Raw genomic sequence first — 21,775 nt, 5'->3', positions numbered from 1 at the left:
GGGTCTAGAATTTATCAGTTACGCAACCTTCTGATGCAGTTGCAACAAGTTTATTGTACTTCTTTAATGTTCCTTGCAGATGAGAAATGTCCAGTTGCTTCCAAGATCTTTTACGTTCTGCAAGTTCCTCCTCTGACACGTCCACGGATAGCTTAAGATTGTCTGCATCTATCGTAATGATATCCCCATTTTTAACCAGCCCAATCGGACCTCCGCACCAAGCCTCGGGAGTGACGTGCCCCACAACAAATCCGTGTGTACCACCTGAGAATCTTCCATCTGTAATCAAGGCCACATCTGCCCCAAGACCCGCACCTATGATCATAGAAGTCGGCTTTAGCATTTCTGGCATGCCCGGGCCTCCCTTTGGCCCTATGTTGCGGATGACAAGGACTTCTCCTTTTTTCACCTTATGATCACGAATCGCATCATTGGCCTCCTGTTCGGAATCAAACACATGCGCCGGCCCCGTAAATGCATTTCCTTCCTTACCTGTGATTTTGGCCACAGCACCTTCAGGAGCTAGATTGCCATCTAAGATACACAAGTGACCTGATGTTTTGATAGGTGTCTCTAACGGATGGATCACATTCACCATAGAAACTATGACAGGCTCTATATTTTCTAGATTTTCCTCCAAAGTTTTGCCAGTCACCGTAAGGCAATCCCCATGAAGAAACCCGTTCTGCAACATGTATTTCATAAATGCAGGAACCCCACCCTGCTCATGAAGATCTTCCATCATGAATTTCCCAGATGGTTTGAAATCCCCGATCATGGGGGTTTTGGCATTTATAGCTTTAAAATCCTGAATCGTAAAATCCACTCCAGCAGTCCTGGCTATGGCGATGATATGCATTACCGCATTGGTGCTGCCTCCCAATGCAATTGCCACCGTAACTGCGTTTTCTATGCTTTTTCTGGTGATGATATCACTTGGTTTGATGTCTTTTTCCAGAAGTATCCGCATGTATTTATTTACCTCACGGCATTCCCGCAATTTCTCAGGTGAGTTGGCAGGATAAGATGAGGAATACGGAAGAGACATACCCATCGCCTCTATGGCCGAAGACATGGTATTAGCGGTGTACATTCCTCCACAGGCACCTTGGCCAGGACATGCATTGCGGATCACTCCATCGTAATCCTCATCCGAGATATTCCCGTTCACACGCTTACCAAATGCCTCGAAGGCAGATACTATATTCAGTTTTTCCCCCTTATAATTGCCTGAGGCGATAGTCCCGCCATACACCAATATACCTGGTCTATTCGTACGGATCATGCCCATAAGCGCACCAGGCATATTTTTGTCACAGCCAGCCACAGAGACGCAGCCATCAAAAGAGTGACCTATGATAAATGATTCGATAGAATCCGCAATTACTTCTCTGGACACCAAAGAATAACGCATACCCAAAGTCCCCATGGTAGTGCCATCAGATATACCGATAGTGTTAAAAACCAAACCGGTCAGATCATATTCCTGTGAGGACGTTTTGATCAGACCGGCGAAGTCGTTCAGGTGCATATTGCAGGGATTGCTTTCATAACCACAACTGGCTATCCCTACAAAAGGCTGTTTCATCTTTTTGTCACTCATACCTGTAGCATACAGCATGGCCATACCTGCCGGATGCTCGGGATTGTCACTTATTTCCCAACTGTGCTTTTTAAGGGTCATATTTATTTAGGGTATAAAAAAAAGTGCCTCAGTTCAGTGAGGCACTTTAGATGTTTTTTATTTCATTATAAATAATAGTCTAGTGCCTCACATTAGAATCCAATGAGAATAATGACGCTTAGCAAAATGACTACTTTATACATAGATGTTCTGGTTTCTTCCTATCCGCTGGGGAATTGTATGACAAACTTAAAACCGAATTTTCACACTTACAATATTTAATTTTACAAATTTCAACTTTCTCAGATAAAAAATGTATGCAAAATTTATTTTTTCAAAATTAAAATCCATAAACACCTCATTTTTTTCCTCATTTTCAAGAAATGATTTGTCTATTTTTTCAATTTCCAAAATTTTGTACTGATTTCGAGTTTCTTTAAATTTTAACAAAAGTTATTCTCTTTTTTTTAACAAGAAAAATGATATACCACATTTACTTCAATAATTAGTGTTTTTTTTACAAAATTCTCAATTACCAAAAGCTTCACTTCTCCTGCTTTTTTATCTTATTTTTGATCAAACATTTATGCCAATGATTTCATTTCCAAACGCAAAGATCAATTTAGGACTTCACATTACCGCCAAAAGAAGAGATGGATACCATGAAATAGAGAGCTGCATGGTACCAATTCCATTGGTGGATGCCCTAGAAATGATCGTGGACTCCAAAAAAACCACATTTTCTGCTACCGGATTGGAAATCCCTGGTGACCCCAAGGAAAATCTCATCCTAAAGGCCTATCACTTGCTGAAAAAAGACTTTCCAAACCTCCCCCATATAAGCATTCATTTGCATAAAAACATCCCAATGGGCGCAGGTCTTGGTGGCGGCTCGGCAAATGCGGCTTTTGCACTTACCATGATGAACAATCTTTTTGACCTGATCTTGGATGATTTTTTCCTGGAAGAATACGCGGCTCAACTTGGAAGTGATTGCGCATTTTTTATTGAGAACATACCAAAAATAGCCAGAGGCCGAGGCGAGATATTAGAACCTGTAGAGTTAGACCTGAAAGGAACTTATCTGGTCCTGATCAACCCTGGGATTCATATTGGCACCAAAGAAGCATATGCTGGTGTCACTCCCAAAAAACCGGCGGGTAAACTAGAGGAGATTTTAGCGGATAAAGCGCGATGGAAAGATGAGTTGGTGAATGATTTCGAAGTAAGTGTTTTCCCAAGCCATCCTGAGATCGCAGCAATAAAAAACAAGCTCTATGAAAGTGGAGCTTACTATGCCGCCATGTCAGGTTCCGGTTCTTCTGTTTTTGGGCTTTTTGAGGAGAAACCAACTTCAATAAAATGGGAAGAGCAATATTTTAAATTTGAGGGGATATTGTAAAATACTGAGAACAAGATTGATAGTCTGAATCCAATAGATTATATTTGTGAATCATAAATATAAAACACAATGGCCACTTACACTAGTACACTACCTGCTGATCTTCTTCAGCGGCTTGCGGATTACGCCAAGAAGCTTTCTCTACCAAAAAACAAGCTGGTAGAAAATGCCCTCAACCTCTACCTCGACCATCTCAAGAGAGCTGAATATGTCAAATCATATAAGCAGGCAGCCCAAGATGATGATATACTCCTAGTGGCGGAAGAAGGGATGGGCAATTACCTGAAGCAAATCGAAGATGAGGCAAGGTGAGATCTGGATGTCCGATCTCAATCCTTTGATAGGATCCGAGCAAGCCGGCAGAAGGCCGGTTGTCATTCTTAGTGGGAACCTGATGAATAAATTCCTAAAGGTGGTGATTACTGCTCCCTTGACTTCCAAAGTCAAAAACTATCAGGGAAATCCTATCCTAGAACCATCTCAAAAGAATGGTTTGAAACTAGAGTCCGAATTGATGGTTTTCCATATCCGCTCATTGTCGAAGGATAGACTCATCGAAAAAATGGGAGAAATATCTAATGAGGAATTAACAATGGCACTGAATACCCTTAAGGATATTACAACACTCTAGATTTTTATCACCCCAGCGGCCGTACAGGTTTCCTCCGTTTGTTGATGTAATTCAAAATGGGATAGCTCAACACTGATATCAAAATGATCCCTGTCCCCAAGTAAAACTCTGGCGTCATTTTCTCGCTTTCCCCAAAAATCAAGACTGCTAAGACAATCCCATAAACAGGCTCCAGGTTTACAGTCAGGTTTATCGAAAAGACAGACAATCTCTTCATCAGCTCCACTGAGACTGAAAACGCGTACACCGTGCAAACTCCTCCAAGAATCAAAAGCCAGAGCCAATCATAACCTATCCAGGTAAGATTTAATCCACTCTCAGTAAAGAAATAGGAATAAATAGGCATAAATAGTACCGCGAACATGCATGCTCCTGCCATTTCATAAAAAGTAATTTGATAGGGATTGTGCCTATGTGTCAGTTTCCCATTCAGCACAGAAAACACCGCTGCCAGAAAGGAAGAGGCAAGTGCCATACTCAGTCCAAGCCAATATCCTGATTCAAAACTAAAAATCACTAAAAGCCCGGAAATCACCGTCAAGCCAAGCCCCACTTCATACCATTTGATTTTGCTTCTATTGAACAGAGGCTCTACAAAAGCCGTCCACAATGATGTGGTCGCCATCCCTGCGAGGCACACAGATGCTGTAGAAACCCTTGCTGACCAAAAAAACAGAATCCAGTGGAGAGCGATCACTATGCCTACTCCTGTTACTTTGATCATTTCAGGAAAAGGAAGCAGCAGATTTTTCTTGCGGAACAAGAAAAGTCCTGCCACCCCTACAGCGGCAATCAGCGTTCTGTAAAAAACCAGCTCTAGAGCCGGCAAACTGATCAGCAAACCTAATATTGCAGTGCCTCCCCATATGAGTACAATCAAATGAAGCAGCAGATAATCCTTGAATGCAGGCTTCATCTAGCGCGGGACGGTTTTGTATAGTAAAAGACCTGTCGCGGCAAAAATGATATTGGGGAGCCATACCGCAAAAATCGGATAGGTGGCGCCGTTTTCCGCAAAGGTTCTGGATAAAATAAAAAGTATGATATAAACAAAGGCTAGCAAAAATCCCATAGCGATCTGAAACCCTGAACCACCTCGGGTTTTCCGCGCGGACATAATCACTCCTATAAAGGTCAGGATCATCGCTGCGAAAGGCGACATTAAACGAACATAACGCTCTATTCTGTAGAATTCCACATTATCCGCACCTCTATCTTCCAAAATCTTAATCTGTTTACTTAAGTCTGGGAGTTTTAACGTCTCATGGTGATTGTCCGGCAAATCAAAATCCTCTGGTCTAATCGAAAGCACCGTGTCTAACCTCTCACCCACTGAATAAAGTTCATCGCGCTCCCGTAGCTCCCGCAGTCTCCAGTTCCTTAGAGTCCATACACGCTTAGCCGTATCCCATTCTATCCGGTCGGAAGAGAGTTTCGCCAAAAGTTCACCATCTTTGATCGTCTCCAAAGTAAAGTTCCACCCCGTATTTCCTGTCTTAAAAAACCGGCTCATATATGCATAGGACTCCCCTCCTACTTTGAGGTGAATATTTGAAGCGCCAGAGGTTTTTTCATTTTCCAGATAGGTCAGCTTAAACCTGGTGACCCCTTCCGTAGCTCCTGGCAAAACCCATCCATTCAACAAAAAACTCACACTGCCTATCATGGCCGCAGCAAAAAGGAACGGTCTAAGCATTCTCATAAAGCTAACCCCGCTACTGAGGATAGCTATTATCTCGGTTCTTCCAGCCATTTTGGAAGTAATGAAGATCACCGAGATAAAAACAGTGATAGGAGTCAGAAGATTATTCAGATACAGGCCGTAGTTGGCCATGTATTTAAAAATCTCGTTGGAAGGCACATCATTCCGTATATAAGCGTCATTCTTTTCGGTGAAATCCAGCACCAACACCACCAACACCAACATGACCACTACAAAAAAGTAGGTCTTGAGAAAATCCTTGATGATCAGTTTGTCGAGTAGTTTCATGTGTTTATAATTGTTTTTCAATGGTCACATGGAATCTCGCACGGAGAATAATCATTCCTTTGTGAGTCGCCTTCGGCATGCTCGATTTCATATTAGAGTCTGGTGCTCACTTTTTTCACCATGTGATCTTTCCAAACGGCAAAATCACCCGCCAGGATATGTTCCCTGGCCTGGCCTACCAGCCAAAGGTAAAAACTAAGATTATGAATACTGGCAATTTGGGCAGCCAATATCTCCTTACAGACTGTTAAATGTCTCAAATATGCCTTAGAATAAAATGTGCTTACATATCCACCAATTGCCGGATCGATGGGACTAAAGTCATCCTTCCATTTTTCATTCCGGATATTAATGAAACCTTCCGAGGTAAAGAGCATACCGTTGCGAGCGTTTCTGGTCGGCATGACACAATCAAACATATCGACACCCAAGGCAATACACTCCAGGATATTGGCCGGGGTTCCCACCCCCATGAGGTATCTGGGCTTATCCTGAGGCAAAATATCTGTAACCAACTCAGTCATTTCATACATCATCTCCGCAGGTTCCCCCACAGAAAGCCCCCCGATTGCATTGCCTTCACGGTCCTGTGCGGCGATAAACTCAGCACTTTGCTTCCGCAAATCCTTATAAACAGATCCCTGCACTATAGGAAAAAGTGTCTGACTATAGCCATACTTTCCCTCAGTAGAATCAAATTGCCCTATACAGCGCTTCAGCCAACGGTGCGTCATTTCCATGGAGTTCCGGGCATAACCATACTCGCAAGGATAAGGCGTACACTCATCAAAAGCCATGATAATGTCCGCCCCAATCGTCCGTTGGATATCCATTACATTCTCCGGGGTAAAATGATGTTTTGAACCATCGATATGGGATTTGAACATCACTCCGTCCTCTTTGATCTTGCGGGTACCCGACAATGAAAAAACCTGATACCCTCCACTATCCGTAAGGATAGGCCTGTCCCAGCCATTAAATTTGTGCAGCCCTCCGGCCTTTTCCAGTATATCCAACCCCGGTCTCAAATACAAGTGGTATGTGTTTCCTAGGATAATCTGGGCATGGATATCATCCTTTAGCTCGCGGGTGTGTACCGCCTTTACGCTGGCGGCTGTACCCACAGGCATGAATATCGGGGTCTGGATGTCGCCATGGTCGGTTTCTAGCAGTCCTGCACGGGCTTGAGATTGGGAATCTTTTTTCTCTAGAGTGAACTTCATGGCCGCAAAGATCGGATTTTCCTCTTTTATTCCATGTATTCGCTCTGTATTTGCTTGATATCAATTTTAAAATCAGTGATCGACTTTCAATGGCTGAATCGGTTTCCAATTCCCACTATAATGATTCCCCGGCTTAAAGTTCGGATCATCGGTGCCGTGGAATTCACCAAACTCATTGGTGTACCAGTAATCATAATTTCCTTTTTTGATGGGATTTTAGCTCTTGCTTATTTTCTGCTTGGTTTACTTCCAGATCCAGAGAAGCTTGATATAATATTCCAATTTTGAATGTCTTTCTCCACTGGGCTAGCACAAGAAGAAAATGCGCTAATCCAGCAAATGAAGAAAACTGCGGTTATTGAAAATACTGCTTTCTTAATCAATTTTATTTTAGAGTGATAATCACTTCAGCTTTACCTGTGAACAACTGACCCTGTAATCTCGCACAACGGCCCAGTGGATCGTCTGGACTGGTGTCAACAGCTGAGAATGTTAGACCCAAGAAATAAACCTCCCCTTGGTCAAGGGGAAAGGATCTTGCGGGAAAATCCTGATTGGGGTCTTCAGGGAATGGATAAACATTTGAACCATTAGGTGTCCAGCCATATACTTTTGGTGTACCAGGTAAAGGATGTGAAAGATCATAAAATCTGACATCATATCTCACTGCGTCCTCTTCCTTGGGGACTAAAATGGCTTCAAGTGCAGCACAATTTAATCTTGGACTTGACCCCAAAAAATATGTCCTGCTGAAGTAATTTGGCGTTAAGGCAACATGAATAATCTTCTTCTTCTCATCATTATTGATCTTCACGGTTGCCTTTAGATCTTCAAATAGGCGGTATTCATCCTCTGATGCTCCTTTGGGCTTAGAGTAGATACGGGCATTGATATTTTCCACACTTTCTTTGGTCCGGTCATCTGTGGCTTTGTACCAAACCGATCCATTACCATAAGTGGTGATGGTAGTCATGGTCTGACCATTGCTTCCTTCCATCAATCCTCCGTGGCTGCCAGGAGTCGTCCAGACTATTTTGTAATCCGAGTCCGGATTAGAGCCTAGCGGCGATCCACTGTCTCCTGCCGGCTCGATATGAAGTCTCACATTAGTGGGATTACTTCCTTCCTCTTTGCCGGTCAGGGTGATCCCGTCCGGCTTGATTTCATATAGGCTCTTTTTCACATTCACCGTCATGGTATCACTACCGATCAGATTGTCCCCCAAAAAGGCTTCTACCACGATCGTCTCCAGGTTTTCATCATCCGAGAGGTTGCTTGAAGAGGTGCTGGCATTGTAGAATATCTCAGGATCATTGGTCTCAATCGAGGAACCACGATTGCTGGATGTCTCGATCAGATAGCCGTATTTACCCTCTGTGCTCCACTTAAACTTCAGGTCCCTCTTCTGAGACTCATCGATATCGACTGTAGAGGCAGTTAGCTTTTGTTGGGAAGCATTGGTGATCGCCGCCTCTTTGGGAAGCAATTTCACCTGACTGGCCACAGCTTTTACTTCCCATTGCTCCAGGGAAGTGGATGAATTAAAATCTGAAACCAATCGTGTCCAATCAGCCGTCTGAAGCAACGCATCTGCTATAAGAAAAACTCTGCTTGCCAGCTTCTCAACTCCTTCCATCCCGGCATCTGTGATATCATCTACATAGACCCTGACGATTTCCTTGATCAAGGTTTCGGCAGCCTGTCCAGCAGCCTCAGCACCTAGAGCATCGATGGAAGCGGTTGTGGCCGCCTTGAAATCTCCCTCTTTCACTGCATCATAGATATTCGGAAAGGCATCCAAAAATACCTCAACAGCAGTGATTAGGTCTTCTGCTTTTGTCTTTTCAGCACCATCCAAGTGACTGACCGAATGATTTTTGAGCCCTCCCGTAGCCGTACCGACCAGCGGAATCAAAAAGTCCAAGGCGAATGTTTCCAATGCCAAACGCTCCATCCTACGACGCTCGGTATCACTTTTGTTCATCGATGTACGACGGTTTCCAGGCCCTACGATCCGCAGCCAGTAAACTGCCACCTCCTCATTTTCTTCCAGTTGTACAGCGAGAGGTCCTTCTTCTTTTACCGCCATTTCCATACCGTCCCCTTTGACCTGCTTGATCAGGGAGCCAAACACATTGGAAATCCCCTCGGTCGGACCCACTGCCAAATCCGCATCGGCTGTGGTTCCGGAGCTGACGCTTTGGAGTACCTCGGTGTAGTTTTGAGAGCCGTTAGGCTTAAATCTAGACTTATACAGGAAGGCGTGGGCTCTTCTCCTGTATCTATTCCTGATTTTTACCTCACCTGCGGCTTCTGAAAAAATCTGCAAGCCGCTCTTGATGTTCCCATCGTCCACCGCCACCGACCAAACCCGGCCATTCGAAGTTCCATCATTTTCCTCACTTCTGATATCCAACGGACGGGACTCCCCGAGAACCTCGCTCGTTGTCCCTGCTATTGCCGTTCTGATCTCGGCAGGTTTGGATAGAATCTTGGGATCAGCTTTCCACAGTTCTTCGAACTGCTTGGCCCACTCTTGAAACTCTGGCAATTCATGGATTTGATTGACAAAAATATTGGAGACCGTATCGGCCATCAGCACGGCACCAGTGCTGTAATAAAGGAGTACCTTGGCTGTGGTTTCCACTGAGATCATGCTCTGGTCTTTGGTCACAAATCCGGCTAGAATAGGATTGTCCTCCTCATCAAACACAAAGGCAACGTTATACCCTTCGGTGATTTGGGGGATTTTGGTATCTCCATTAGAAGTAACAGGCTCTTTTAACCCATTGGACCAAATGCTGTGTCCGCTCAGCTCATAGCTGACTCCTCCAGGGAGGCTGATCTTGGCCACCTGAGTGGGAATGTTGGCCACGGGACCGGGATCAGGTGTAGGGTTAGGGGCTGGAATCATCTCGTCTTCCTTGCAGGAAAACATCAAAATGAAAAGGCTGAGGAATAGGGTAAAAATCTTTTTGTTCATGGCACAGAAGTTTGACTATAAACTCCTATTGCAGCTTTTCAAAAATGTCATCAATAAATGTGAGAAATTATTTCAACATCGCTTTTTTGCTCTTTATAAAAATGAAAAAAATCACAGATAAGAGCACAGCCAGGACTCCGAAGATGAAATAGTATGGAAAGCCCCCTTCTTTTTTTAATGCGATCGGGTCCTTTTGTCCCATCACTATCAATCCTGACCAGAAAGTCGGCATTAACGCCCTCCCCCGGGAGTTTTTCAAATATTCCAATTTGGCCAATTGAAGCGCTTGGTCCAGTGGCCTTCCCGATGCTACGAAGTCCAGAAAATACTCTGAAATAATAGCTCCTGCCTGTTCATCCGTTTTGGTCAAGGACGTAAGCAAAGATTCACTTCCCGCGTAATTAAATGCATGAGCCAGAGAAATCATCCCCTCTCCCGCTTGATAGACAGGCTGACCTGTCTCACAGGCAGTCAACATGACAAGACCGGCATCAATCTTCTGATCATACAGCTCATAGGCGTATAAGTGATTTTCGACCTCTCTCTTTTCTTTGGCAAATACCAAATAGGAGCGTTCCGGTGAAATATTGTCCGAGAAAGCATGCGTGGCTAATTGCAAAACCGGAAATGAGCCTCTTAAACCCTTGAAATTTTGGATGCTCGAAGCTTCAAAGAGGTAGGAAGTACCGTTGTACTCCCTCGCTACTTTCTCGGCCAAATTCAATGCAAAAGGCTGAGGAAGCAAGCTGAGGTAATCCTCCATAACCGAATCGCTCACCTGATTTTGGGACTTGTAGGCCTCTTTCATTTCATCCGAAAAAACAGGTGCAAAAGCAATTGCCCGATCCGAATAGGTCTCCCTTCGTATTTGATCCAGCTGTGACCTGGAGAAGGCATAGGAAAAAGCATAGTCATTTAAAAGCGTCTTGGTGCGAATTCCCTCAAACGAGGCTAACTCTTCTCTAACCAATTGCTCTAAATTCAAACTAAAAAGCCTTCCATCGGGAATCACTGTCACAGATCCGAATCCGATATACTGCTCGATCGGCTTCCACAGTTGCTGGTAAAGCGCAAAGGCTGCCTGACTATATTCCTCGAGCGAAAGCTCTTTGGAAAGGAGTTTATTGATCTCTCCAGGAATACCGCCGATGTTCACAAAATTTCTTCTACCCTTGGTTTCCACTACCGCACAAAGCTGATCATTCACCTGAATCCACTGGATCAAGGGCTCTTGCGCCGGTTCGAAAACAAATTCTTTCCAAGCTTTTCCGTAACGCAACTCAAAATACGCCGGGTAGGCAGACTTTAACTCATCAAGAAACGCCTTCCACTCCGAAAGCAGTTTGTCAAACTCCACCCCTTCTCCGCCCTCTTCCCACATGGTATCGAATTGAGCCCGGATCGAGTCTTCACGCATGACCCACTCTGCGGGAACATCTCTGAATTTGACCGATTTCTGAGCGAGAATCCGACTTCTCAGCCGAGCGTAAATGGAAGACTCGTGCAGAGTAAGCAGTTTGTCGAGATAGTTTTCCTCTTGAGTTTGGGAATAAAGTCTAAGCAAAACACTTTTATAATAATCCATCAATTCCCGATTTCTCGCAGTCAAAATCCCCTGATCCTCAATTTCATAAAGAAGCGTTTTTCGTATCTCCAGGATGTCCAAAGCATCCTCCATCCAAGCGTCCACCTGCTGTAAGTTAGCCAAGCTATTTTCCTTATTGAGTTGATCTTCCAGCTGTGACTTCAAATAAATGATCTGAGGTAATTCCAATTGGGCTTGCAGGGAATCAATCAAACTCTCAGCATTTTTCATTCTTCTAGTCAAAAGCTGTTCGGCCTTGATCACCTGGCGTTTTGATTCTTCAAATTGGCCCACGTTATACAAGACCCTTGCAGTAAAAAAATACTGAAGAAAATTTCGATCCACTTGCTCACCATGAGCCCAAACGGAATAGTCCAAGGCTTTCCGTACCATTTCCAGACCCTTGTGAGCTCCCTGATTTTTGGAATAAAAATCCGCCGCATGCCCCATATACTCTAAAAAAATCGGGTCATAAAAGTCATTCATGATGGATCCGTAATAGCTTCCAGCCTGTTCAAAATGAAATTCTGCCCGACGAGTCTTCGATTTTTCTTCATAGAGCAAAGCCAAAGTGTAATGCAAGTCACCCCACATCAAAGGGTAACCGCCATCCATTTGCTCCAAATCGTCTTGGGCTTCCTTTAGCCAAGTTTCCGCTTGTGTATGATCTTTGAGTTGGCGGTAGGTTTGACCGATCATGATCTTGCGCTCGACAATTTTGGGATGCAGTGCCGGCAGATGCTCACGACTTGTCCGGTCTGCTTCCAGCAAGAGCTTCAATGCCCGGTGATAATCCCCGATTCCCCGATAGATACCCGCCAAATTGGTTTTCCCGTTAAAAAAATTGGTCTGCGCCTGCTCCCTTTCCTTGGCATCAGGATTTTGCCTGATAAATTCATCGAGCAGCAAAACGGCGGAATTCAATTCCTCCATACTTTTGGCTGCCTGCCCAGTGAAATTATACAATCCGGCAAGATTGCTCTTGAGCATGGCTTTGCGATAGACCTGATTGACTGGACTGGGCTCCAAATCTTCCAAAAGTTCCATTGCTTGACCGAAATAGTAAAAAGAAGAATCAAACTGGGATTGGTACCAATACACCAGTCCTAGATTTTGAGCGGAGATGTACTGGTTCTCTCCATTCAAAACACCACTTCGCTCAAATTCTCCTCTCGCCTCCAAGTGCCATTTCTTACTTTGGCTGAGTTCTCCCATCCGGTGGAAGATTTCTCCCAAGTCACTTTTGATCTTGGCCGACTCTTCCAGAGAAACCTTTTCACCAAACTTTCCTAACAAGTCCTCATAGATTGCCTTGCTTTTTGACAGTTCCCCCTGATCAGAATAGTATTGGGCTGTTTTTTTGAAAATCTCCAGTTGGACGGACTGAGGTAAATCCAACGGCTCTACTTTGCCGAGAAATTGTTCCAGAACCTGTGACTCACCCGATCTCACAATGGCAAGCAGCTGATCGAGTTCTTGGTCGAGGTTTTTCCCTTCCATTTTCCAGATCACCTCCTGAATAAACTGATCCAACAAGAGACTGATTTCTTCGGGGTTTTGGGTCGCTTGAAGTTTTTGCAGAGGTGTCTCCTGCTGATCTTGGATCAAGAGCGTGAAAGTTAACAGCAAGTAGAAAAAACGAAAACCTAACATGCTTATTCCCTTAATTTTTGAATGAGTTCAGCTGCCTGAGGAAAATCGGATTGTGCAAAGGCTTTGATCGCTTTTTCCCGATCTCCATTTTTTAGGTGGATCAGCCCTTGGTACCAAAAGGCATCGGAGCGGAATACCGAAAGAGAGTCTGTAGTAACGGCATCAAAACTTTCCATGGCAAGCTCCAAATCTCCCAACTTCAGGTAAGAATTACCTAGATAAAACTGGATCGTATCCGAGTCATACCCCTCGTCCAACAGATTTTCCCATCTTTTGGTGGCACCTCGGTAATCCCCAGTTTTGTAATCGACCATCCCGCGATCAAACTCATAATCAGAAAAAGGGTTCATGGCCGTGACCAGTCCAGGGTCAGGCTCAAAATAAGTGAGGTATAGCTTTTCCTCGGGAGACTGACGAAGCAAGAAATAAGCACACGCAATCAACAGAAATCCGATACCGCCAGCTGCCACTTTCTGCCAAGGTTTAATCCAGTTTTGCCGGGCACTTGGCAATCTTTTATGGTAATTACTGATCTCATCTTTCATCAGACTCAGTTCTAGAACCCGAAGGCTTTCTTTTACATGAGCCACCTCTTTCCGCAACTCCCCATCCTGGGAGAGCATGGTTTCAAAAGCGGATCTATCCTCGGGAGATAGCTGATTGCGGAAGTAGCGCTCGATCTGCTCGAGTCTTTCGGGAGATATGTTGGGAAAGTGCTTCACCGATCAGGGATTAAGTTTTGACTTCATTTCTTTGATGCAGCGATACTTGCTGTTTCGGGCAGTTTGTGGAGTCAAGTCCATTTCTTGAGCGATTTGATCCATACTTTTTTTCTCAAAGTAAAATGCCTTTAGAATCTGCTGACATTTTTCTCCAAGTTTCCGAAATACGGCCCATGTCGCCTGAACCAGGTCGATTTCCTCCACAACGACTTCCTCCTGCAGCTCGGGAATTTCTTCCATGGTAAGGGGGTGCATCTTTCTGTTTTCCCTGAGGTGATACAACCAGAGTTTTTTGGTGATTTGGATCAAAAACGCTTGTAGGGTCGCACCGGGAAACAAAGTGAAACTGTCTTGCTTGGTTTTATTCCAAAAGACCAAAAAAGCCTCTTGGTATGCATCTTCTGCTTCCTGAAGGGATCCACTGTTACTCATGATGTGATTTTTTACAATTGGCCAACATGCCCGGTAGAGCGATTCCACTGCATGGGATTCATTCTTCCGGAGAGCCTGCAATATTTCCTCTTGAGATAAATTCCTGCTTTCTTCTGTTTTCATTCCGAAAAAGTCAAATGGCAAAATAGAAGAAAATGAGTAAAGCCCCAATTAGATCTGCAAAACCTCCGTCGAGTCACTATTGCAATTTTTGGAAAATGTCATCAAAAGTGATTTTCTGGAACACAAAAACTTGATAAATCCTGAAATTATTCTTTCACATAACAGCAAGCCGTTGTCTATGGGGCTTAGCCAAAAAGCAAAAGGCTTCCATCAAAAATATACGCTTATTCTTAAATGGTTTGCTGAATTTGATTTTATATTTGCGCTGCAAAAGCGACCTATGGGCCTATTTTTACTTTGGTTTTTCTTCGGAATCGGAATACTCATCCAGGCGGTTTACCTCTTGGTTATTTTTGGAAAGTCGGCCTTTTACCCAGGTAATACGGATCAATCCCTATCAGATAGTGAAGAAGGAGTCACAATAGTAATCTGTGCTCACAACGAATACCTTAATCTTAAAACACTCATCCCGAAGCTTTTCGAGCAGGACTACCCTGTTTTTGACGTCATGATAGTCAACGACCGCTCTTCGGATAGAACCAAAAGGCTTTTGGAGAAAATGATGGAAGCGTACCCTAAGCTCCGTTCTGTCACGGTGAAGTACACTCCTCTACATGTCACCGCAAAGAAATATGCACTGACTCTCGGAATCAAAGTAGCCAAACACGACGTGATTCTCCTCACTGATGCCGATTGCCTGCCCGAATCCAGCCAATGGATCAGAAAAATGACCGCACCGGTAAGAAACCAGAAGAAAACCTTTGCTGTGGGTTTTTCCGGCTACGAGCAGAAGCCAGGTTTTCTCAACAATTGGATTCAGTTTGAGACTCTGCTTACAGCACTGTACTATATGTCATTTGGGCTGTGGAAGCGGCCTTTTATGGCGGTAGGAAGGAATCTGTGTTATCGTAAAAGTTTCTTCATGGAAGTGAAAGCTTTCAAAAAACTATGGCATATAGAAGGTGGGGACGATGATCTCTTTGTCAATCTTTATACCACAGGAAAAAATACAGCCATCGTACTTGACCCAGAGGCGAACACGATTTCCAAACCTAAGGAAACCCGCAAGGAATATTTAATACAAAAGAAACGACACCTGAACGCCGGGAAATATTATGATGGGGCGGATAAAAGGAAGATTGGACTTTTCAGTCTTTCCCATGCATTTTTCTGGATTTTTGGCATTGGTTTACTTATTTATTTGGGTTTAGCCCAAAGCTGGGAACATTTTTCCATAGTTTTCGGTATTATCCTACTAAGGTCCTTACTTGTTACGCTTATATTCAAAGCTGCTGAGAAAAAGATCCAAGGAACTAAACCACCGAAATATATCTGGATGCTGGATTTCCTGTATTTAGGTTATTTTTGGATTTTAGGGACCATATCCCATCAGGCAAAAGACATCCAATGGAAATAAACGAACGCGGATTTTCTAAGAAAGCACTAGAAGACTTTGAGTTGATCGATCAGGCGGTCGGGCAAAAAGACCAGCAGGCCTTCGCATCATTGATGAAGCGCTATAAAAAGGCCGTGTATTACATGATCCTGAAGATGATCAGGGATGCGGATGATGCCGAAGACCTTACCATGGAGGCCTTTGCCAAAGCCTTTAAAAACCTTCATCGATTTAAGAAGGACTATACTTTTTCCACTTGGTTGTTCAGGATAGCGACTAATAACACCATTGATTTTATCCGGAAGAAAAAGCTCAAAACAATGAGTCTGAACACCACCATGTCTGATGACGGTGGAAACTCTGTGACCATCGATGTGGAAGATGATGACAATAATCCACAGGACGAATTTATCCGGACCCAGAGGATAGAAATGGTGAGGATATTTGTGGACAAGCTTCCTGCGAAATACCGCAAACTTGTACAGCTCCGTTACTTTGATGAATTGAGCTATGAAGAAATCGCCCAAGAGCTCGAAAAACCTTTGGGTACAGTGAAGGCTCAACTTCACAGATCGAGAGAATTACTTTACGAAATTGCCTCCGGCAAACAAAAACACATTTGATGAACTCTGGCACCCAGCTTATCCAGTCTTATTTCCCTAACCTTACCGAGACTCAGCTTGCACAGTTCGACAAGCTTCAAGAGCTTTATGAAGATTGGAACTCCAAAATCAATGTGATCAGTCGCAAGGATATGGAGCAATTCTACGTTCATCATGTGCTCCACTCTCTAGGCATTGTGAAAGTGATGCCCTTTGTCCCGGGCACGAAAGTATTGGATATTGGCACTGGCGGTGGATTTCCAGGAATCCCTCTTGCGATCATGTTTCCCGACTCCCATTTCCATTTGGTGGATTCCATAGGAAAAAAGATCACCGTGGTAAAAGATGTGGTAAAGCAGCTAAAGTTATCCAATGTCGAAGCACAGCAGGCAAGGGCAGAGCAGCTGGTCAGGAAATATGATTTTGTGATCAGCCGTGCCGTGACTCGGATGATTAATTTTTATCCTTGGGTGAAAAACAAAATCCGTAAGGAAGATCTCAACGAATATCCTAACGGAATTCTCTACCTGAAGGGCGGAGAAGTAGATGAAGAAATGGAGGAGTTAGGCAAATCTTATGTGGTTTACCACCTAGAAGACTATTTCAAGGAAGAATTTTTTGAAACAAAGAAGGTGATTTACATGCCTTGGGAGGACAAGAGGTAGTTTAGATGCTGGATGTCGGATGCTTGTTGTCCAATAATAGACTACAAAATTCGAATTTTTCAGAAACAGGAAAACCTAAAAACTGTATTATTGAAGATACACTTTTAGAAAAAAATTGTACCTCACAAGGCGCAAGCTGTGAAACAATTTGAAAAATTTCAAAAAAAGTCATGTCAATTGTATCAAGTGAGATTTAACCAGACCTTGTAAGCCGACTTGTTTTAATTTGGTATAAAATCCGACAATTACCCCCACTCCGCTTGTCTCATTTCAGAGATTAGCCCTAATTTGAAGTCTCAATTCCCAAAGCTGTATGTATTTAATTTTTGACACCGAAACCACAGGTCTTCCCCGCGATTATAATGCCCCCATGTCCGATGTGGACAACTGGCCAAGGCTAGTCCAGCTCGCCTGGCAACTACATGATGCAAAAGGAAATCTGATTTCGAATCATAACTTCATCATCCGTCCTGACGGATTTACCATCCCATACAATGCGGAAAAAGTCCATGGAATTTCCACCAAGCGGGCTTTGGCGGAAGGACATGACCTGAAGCAGGTTCTTGGAATCTTCGAAGGAGATGTGAAGCAAGCCAAATACTTAGTTGGCCACAATGTGGAGTTTGATGTCAATGTAGTCGGCTCGGAATATTATCGGGCTGAAGCCACTATGCCACTCACGGTGCAGCAGCTGGATACCAAAGACATCTCTACGGACTTCTGTGCGCTCCCAGGAGGACGGGGGGGCAAATACAAATGGCCTACCCTCACTGAATTACATCAAAAACTCTTTGGCAAAGACTTCGGAGATGCACACGATGCTGCTTATGATGTGGATGCCACAGCCCGATGTTTCTTTGGACTAATTACCCAGGGCGTACAGGCACCGGAAACAGGGGTAGCAATCTCCGAAGTACACTATGAAGCCCCTACGCTGGAGGAAGCAAATTTTGCGCAAGCCAAAGATGCACAAAAAGCTGCCGCAAAGGATGTATTAAAACAGGCCGGCAAAGCTGACATCTCGGATCTTACAGATATCCCATTCACTCATCTGCATGTGCATAGTCAGTATTCTGTACTTCAGGCTACCTGTGAGATCCCTGCTATGGTGGCACGTGCCAAAGAACTGGGTATGCCTGCAATAGCAATGACTGATCATGGCAATATGATGGGTGCATTCCACTTCGTAAAAGAAGCGATGGGAAAAGATATCAAACCGATTTTGGGATGTGAATTCAACCTGTGTAGAGACCGGAAAAACAAAAGCAACAAAGACGACGGCTACCAAACAGTACTCATCGCAAAAAACAAAGCCGGTTATCATAATCTGGCGAAACTGGCCTCCTATGCCAATATCGAGGGATTTTATTATGTTCCACGGATAGACAAAGAACTGCTGGTCCAATACAAGGGCGACCTGATTGCCACGACTGGCGGTCTTTGGGGAGAAATCCCATTTTTGATTTTGAATGTGGGAGAGACTCAGGCTGAGGAAGCTTTTGTCTGGTGGAAAGAGCAGTTTGGTGAGGATTTTTACGTAGAGCTCAATCGCCACGGAGTGCCGGAGGAGGAAAAGGTCAATGAAGTGCTACTCGAATTCGCAAAAAAATACGGGGTCAAATATTTCGCGGCAAACAATGCCTATTATGCTGAGAAATCTGATGCGAAGGCCCATGATGTATTACTTTGTGTGAAAGACGGGGAGCTTTATGACAAACCTAAAAAGTACATAGGAAAACGTGGAAGGGAATTCCGTTACGGCTTTCCAAATGACGAATTTTACATCAAGTCTCCGGATGAGATGAAAAAGCTTTTTGCCGATCTGCCTGAGGCGATCGAGTGTACCCAAGAAATCACCGATAAAACAGAAGCTTATAAACTTGCCCGTGAAGTACTCCTGCCGGCATTTGAGATCCCTGAAGAATTCAAGCATCCTGAAGATGAGGTGGATGGGGGTAAACGGGGTGAAAACGCATTCCTTAGACACTTAACGTACGAGGGGGCAAAAAGACGGTATAAAGAAATCACCCCAGAAATCGAGGAACGATTGGATTTCGAGCTTGCTACCATTGAGAACACAGGATATCCCGGCTATTTCTTGATTGTACAGGACTTCATTGTGGAAGCAAGGAAAATGGGAGTTTCCGTTGGCCCAGGCCGTGGGTCCGCTGCAGGCTCAGCCGTAGCGTATTGCACGGGTATTACGAACATTGACCCTATAGAATACAAACTCCTTTTTGAGAGATTCCTAAACCCTGACAGGGTATCCCTTCCCGATATTGATATTGACTTTGACGATGAAGGCCGACAGCGGGTCATTGATTATGTAATCAAGAAATATGGCTCCAATCAGGTAGCCCAAATCATCACTTATGGCACCATGGCAGCAAAATCCGCCATCCGTGATACCGCCCGAGTGCTGAACCTTCCGCTGGCAGAGGCCGGGAGATTGGCCAATTTAGTCCCTGACATCAAGCTCAAGGCTCTTTTTGGCTTGGCAGGCAATAGAGCTGCACTTTCGGACAAACTCAAAGGCCAGGGCGAAATGATAGCAAAAGCTGATGAATTGATCCGAATCTCGAAAGGCCAGGACGAATCAGCCAAAACCATCAATCAGGCCACGATGCTGGAAGGCTCTGTGAGAAACCTTGGTATCCATGCCTGTGGTGTGATCATCACCCCCTCTGACATTACCAATTTTGTCCCGGTAGCCTTAGCCAAGGATTCAGACATGGTCTGCACACAGTTTGATAACTCGGTAGTAGAATCAGCCGGTTTGCTGAAGATGGACTTTTTGGGTCTAAAAACGCTGACTCTTATAAAAACCGCCATCAGAATTGTAAAGGAAAGGCATGGTATCGAGCTAAATGCGGATCATTTTCCTATTGATGATGTGAAGACTTATGAGCTTTTCCAACGGGGTGAAACAGTCGGCATCTTCCAATATGAATCCGCCGGCATGCAAAAATACATGCGGGAGCTGAAACCTACTGTCTTTGCGGATTTGATTGCCATGAACGCTTTGTACAGACCAGGGCCTTTGGCATACATTCCTTCCTTCATCAAAAGAAAGCATGGAATCGAGCCAATAGAGTACGATCTAGAAGACATGAAGGAATATCTGGAGGAAACTTACGGAATTACGGTTTACCAAGAGCAAGTCATGCTTTTGTCCCAAAAACTTGCGGGCTTCACCAAAGGTGAAGCTGATGTTTTGCGTAAAGCGATGGGCAAAAAGCAGAAGGATGTGCTGGACAAAATGAAGCCCAAATTTGTGGAGCAGGCATCTGCCAAGGGTCATGACGCCAAAAAACTTTCGAAAATCTGGACTGACTGGGAAGCTTTTGCATCGTATGCGTTTAACAAATCCCACTCTACCTGTTATGCCTGGATTGCATATCAAACCGCCTACCTCAAAGCCCACTATCCTGCAGAATACCTTGCTTCGGTATTGAGCAACAACATGAACGATATCACCCAGGTGACTTTCTTCATGGAAGAATGTAAGCGTGCAGGAATTCCTGTGTTAGGTCCCGATGTAAATGAATCGAAAAATGGCTTTACAGTAAACGCCGCAGGGGAAATCCGCTTTGGGATGGCAGCTATTAAAGGCGCCGGATCTGCGGCAGTGGACGCAATTATCGATGAGCGTGAGAAAAACGGGACATATAAAAACATTTTTGACTTTGCGAAGCGGGTAAGCTCCAAAGCTCTCAACAAGAAAACCATGGAGGCCTTGGCTATGGCGGGAGGATTCGACTGCTTTCCACAACACCACAGAAGGCAATATTTGGAAGCAGCCGACGGAGACCTGAACCTGATTGAGAAAGCGACAAAGTACGCCCAAAAAGTGCAGCAAGAAGAAGAAAGCAATCAAGTGAGCCTATTCGGCGGAGGGGCCGGAAGCATGGAAATACCACTTCCTAGCATTGCGCCGATGGAACCTTTCACCCAATTACAGCAACTAAACATAGAGAAAGAAGTGGTGGGCTTATATATTTCAGGGCACCCGCTAGATCAGTTTAAATTAGAGATCGAATCCTTTACCAATGCTTCTTTGCCCGATCTGAACGATCTGGAGACCCTAAGAAACCGGACAGACATCAAACTTGCAGGTTCTGTATCCACTTTTGCACACCGGACAACAAAAAATGGAAAACCCTTCGGCACCCTAACGCTAGAAGATTATCAAGGGGCATTTACTTTCTTTCTTTTTGGGGATGATTATGTGAGGTTCAAAGAATACTTTATGCCCGGCTGGTTTCTGTTCATCAGCGGAACAGTGGCGGGAAAACGATGGGCAGAAAATGAACTGGAATTCAAAATAAGCAACATCACCCTCCTCGATGAGATCCGGGGAAAAATGGTAAAAGGACTAAGGGTAAATATAGATTTGGATGATCTTTCGCTTGACTTGATGGAGAAGCTGGAAAAAATCACTGAAAAATATAAAGGTGATGCCAAGCTCTATTTCGATGTGGTGGATCGCAAAGAGAATATTACTCTGGAGCTTTTCTCCAAAAGATTCTCAATTGATCCCAGTGCTGAAATGATCAAGGAACTGAAAGAAATCCCCGAGGTGGTTTATCGGGTAGTATAAGCATTTAGCAGTAATTCCCGGACATCTAATTCCTTGATTCATAGCTTTTCTCAATGGCCTATAGCCAAAAAAATCAAATCCGTCGGAACTTATTAATCTGGTATAGGCTTTAGCTCATATATTTGAAATCTTAGAAATCATTAA

15 protein-coding genes are annotated in these 21,775 nt (G+C 44.2%); 7 read left to right on the top strand and 8 right to left on the bottom strand.

Going from position 1 to position 21,775, the window contains the following annotated elements:
* Positions 1-4: 4 nt before the first annotated feature.
* A complete protein-coding gene (ilvD, locus tag LZF95_RS17905) occupies positions 5-1,684 on the bottom strand; it encodes a dihydroxy-acid dehydratase (protein ID WP_233756399.1) in 1,680 nt (559 codons plus the stop codon).
* 532 nt (positions 1,685-2,216) lie between these two features.
* On the opposite strand from ilvD, the gene ispE reads away from it, so the two are divergent.
* The 3 genes from ispE to LZF95_RS17890 all read left to right on the top strand — a co-directional run bounded on the left by ispE (position 2,217) and on the right by LZF95_RS17890 (position 3,657).
* The gene (gene ispE, locus LZF95_RS17900) at positions 2,217-3,026 is read left to right on the top strand and encodes a 4-(cytidine 5'-diphospho)-2-C-methyl-D-erythritol kinase (RefSeq protein WP_233756398.1); all 810 of its coding nucleotides are present in this window, start codon (positions 2,217-2,219) and stop codon (positions 3,024-3,026) included.
* A gap of 69 nt (positions 3,027-3,095) precedes the next feature.
* A complete protein-coding gene (locus LZF95_RS17895; RefSeq protein ID WP_233756397.1) occupies positions 3,096-3,338 on the top strand; it encodes a ribbon-helix-helix domain-containing protein in 243 nt (80 codons plus the stop codon).
* Positions 3,325-3,657 carry a type II toxin-antitoxin system PemK/MazF family toxin gene (locus LZF95_RS17890; RefSeq protein WP_233756396.1) on the top strand — a complete coding sequence of 111 codons (333 nt, stop codon included), beginning with the start codon at positions 3,325-3,327 and terminating at the stop codon, positions 3,655-3,657. The genes LZF95_RS17895 and LZF95_RS17890 overlap by 14 nt, the downstream gene beginning before the upstream one ends.
* 7 nt (positions 3,658-3,664) lie before the next feature.
* Here the strand turns inward: LZF95_RS17890 and LZF95_RS17885 are convergent, their stop codons facing one another.
* From LZF95_RS17885 to LZF95_RS17855, 7 genes are all read right to left on the bottom strand, one after another.
* Positions 3,665-4,573 (bottom strand): DMT family transporter, encoded by a 909-nt coding sequence (locus tag LZF95_RS17885; RefSeq protein WP_233756395.1) that lies wholly within the window; start codon positions 4,571-4,573, stop codon positions 3,665-3,667.
* Complete coding sequence (locus LZF95_RS17880; RefSeq protein WP_233756394.1) at positions 4,574-5,647, bottom strand: LptF/LptG family permease; 1,074 nt, start codon at positions 5,645-5,647, stop codon at positions 4,574-4,576.
* Between the two features lie 92 nt (positions 5,648-5,739).
* Positions 5,740-6,870 (bottom strand): tRNA guanosine(34) transglycosylase Tgt, encoded by a 1,131-nt coding sequence (gene tgt, locus LZF95_RS17875; RefSeq protein WP_233756393.1) that lies wholly within the window; start codon positions 6,868-6,870, stop codon positions 5,740-5,742.
* Between the two features lie 385 nt (positions 6,871-7,255).
* The gene (locus LZF95_RS17870; protein ID WP_233756392.1) at positions 7,256-9,853 is read right to left on the bottom strand and encodes a hypothetical protein; all 2,598 of its coding nucleotides are present in this window, start codon (positions 9,851-9,853) and stop codon (positions 7,256-7,258) included.
* A 67-nt stretch (positions 9,854-9,920) separates the two neighbouring features.
* Positions 9,921-13,046, bottom strand: a complete 3,126-nt coding sequence (locus LZF95_RS17865; protein WP_233756391.1) for a CHAT domain-containing tetratricopeptide repeat protein — start codon at positions 13,044-13,046, stop codon at positions 9,921-9,923.
* A gap of 47 nt (positions 13,047-13,093) precedes the next feature.
* On the bottom strand, positions 13,094-13,813 hold the full coding sequence (locus LZF95_RS27800) for a tetratricopeptide repeat protein (RefSeq protein WP_233756390.1): 720 nt from the start codon (positions 13,811-13,813) through the stop codon (positions 13,094-13,096).
* A 3-nt stretch (positions 13,814-13,816) separates the two neighbouring features.
* Positions 13,817-14,368, bottom strand: coding sequence for an RNA polymerase sigma factor (locus tag LZF95_RS17855; RefSeq protein WP_233756389.1), 552 nt, complete (start codon positions 14,366-14,368; stop codon positions 13,817-13,819).
* Positions 14,369-14,498: 130 nt separating this feature from the next.
* Here LZF95_RS17855 and LZF95_RS17850 point away from each other — a divergent pair, with 130 nt between their 5' ends.
* The 4 genes from LZF95_RS17850 to dnaE all read left to right on the top strand — a co-directional run bounded on the left by LZF95_RS17850 (position 14,499) and on the right by dnaE (position 21,631).
* Positions 14,499-15,785, top strand: a complete 1,287-nt coding sequence (locus LZF95_RS17850) for a glycosyltransferase (RefSeq protein ID WP_306422363.1) — start codon at positions 14,499-14,501, stop codon at positions 15,783-15,785.
* Positions 15,776-16,387: an RNA polymerase sigma factor gene (locus tag LZF95_RS17845; RefSeq protein ID WP_233756388.1), complete on the top strand. Its 612-nt coding sequence runs from the start codon at positions 15,776-15,778 to the stop codon at positions 16,385-16,387. The genes LZF95_RS17850 and LZF95_RS17845 overlap by 10 nt, the downstream gene beginning before the upstream one ends.
* On the top strand, positions 16,387-17,031 hold the full coding sequence (rsmG, locus tag LZF95_RS17840) for a 16S rRNA (guanine(527)-N(7))-methyltransferase RsmG (RefSeq protein ID WP_233756387.1): 645 nt from the start codon (positions 16,387-16,389) through the stop codon (positions 17,029-17,031). The genes LZF95_RS17845 and rsmG overlap by 1 nt, the downstream gene beginning before the upstream one ends.
* A 313-nt stretch (positions 17,032-17,344) precedes the next feature.
* Entirely contained in the window at positions 17,345-21,631 is a 4,287-nt protein-coding gene (gene dnaE / locus LZF95_RS17835) for a DNA polymerase III subunit alpha (RefSeq protein ID WP_233756386.1), read from the top strand.
* Positions 21,632-21,775 lie beyond the last annotated feature (144 nt).

Origin of the sequence: Algoriphagus sp. AGSA1, from assembly GCF_021390545.1 — a bacterium.
Classification (GTDB): Bacteria; Bacteroidota; Bacteroidia; order Cytophagales; family Cyclobacteriaceae; genus Algoriphagus.
Note: the sequence above shows the minus strand (reverse complement) of the source record. Positions and strands in the feature narration are given on the sequence as shown.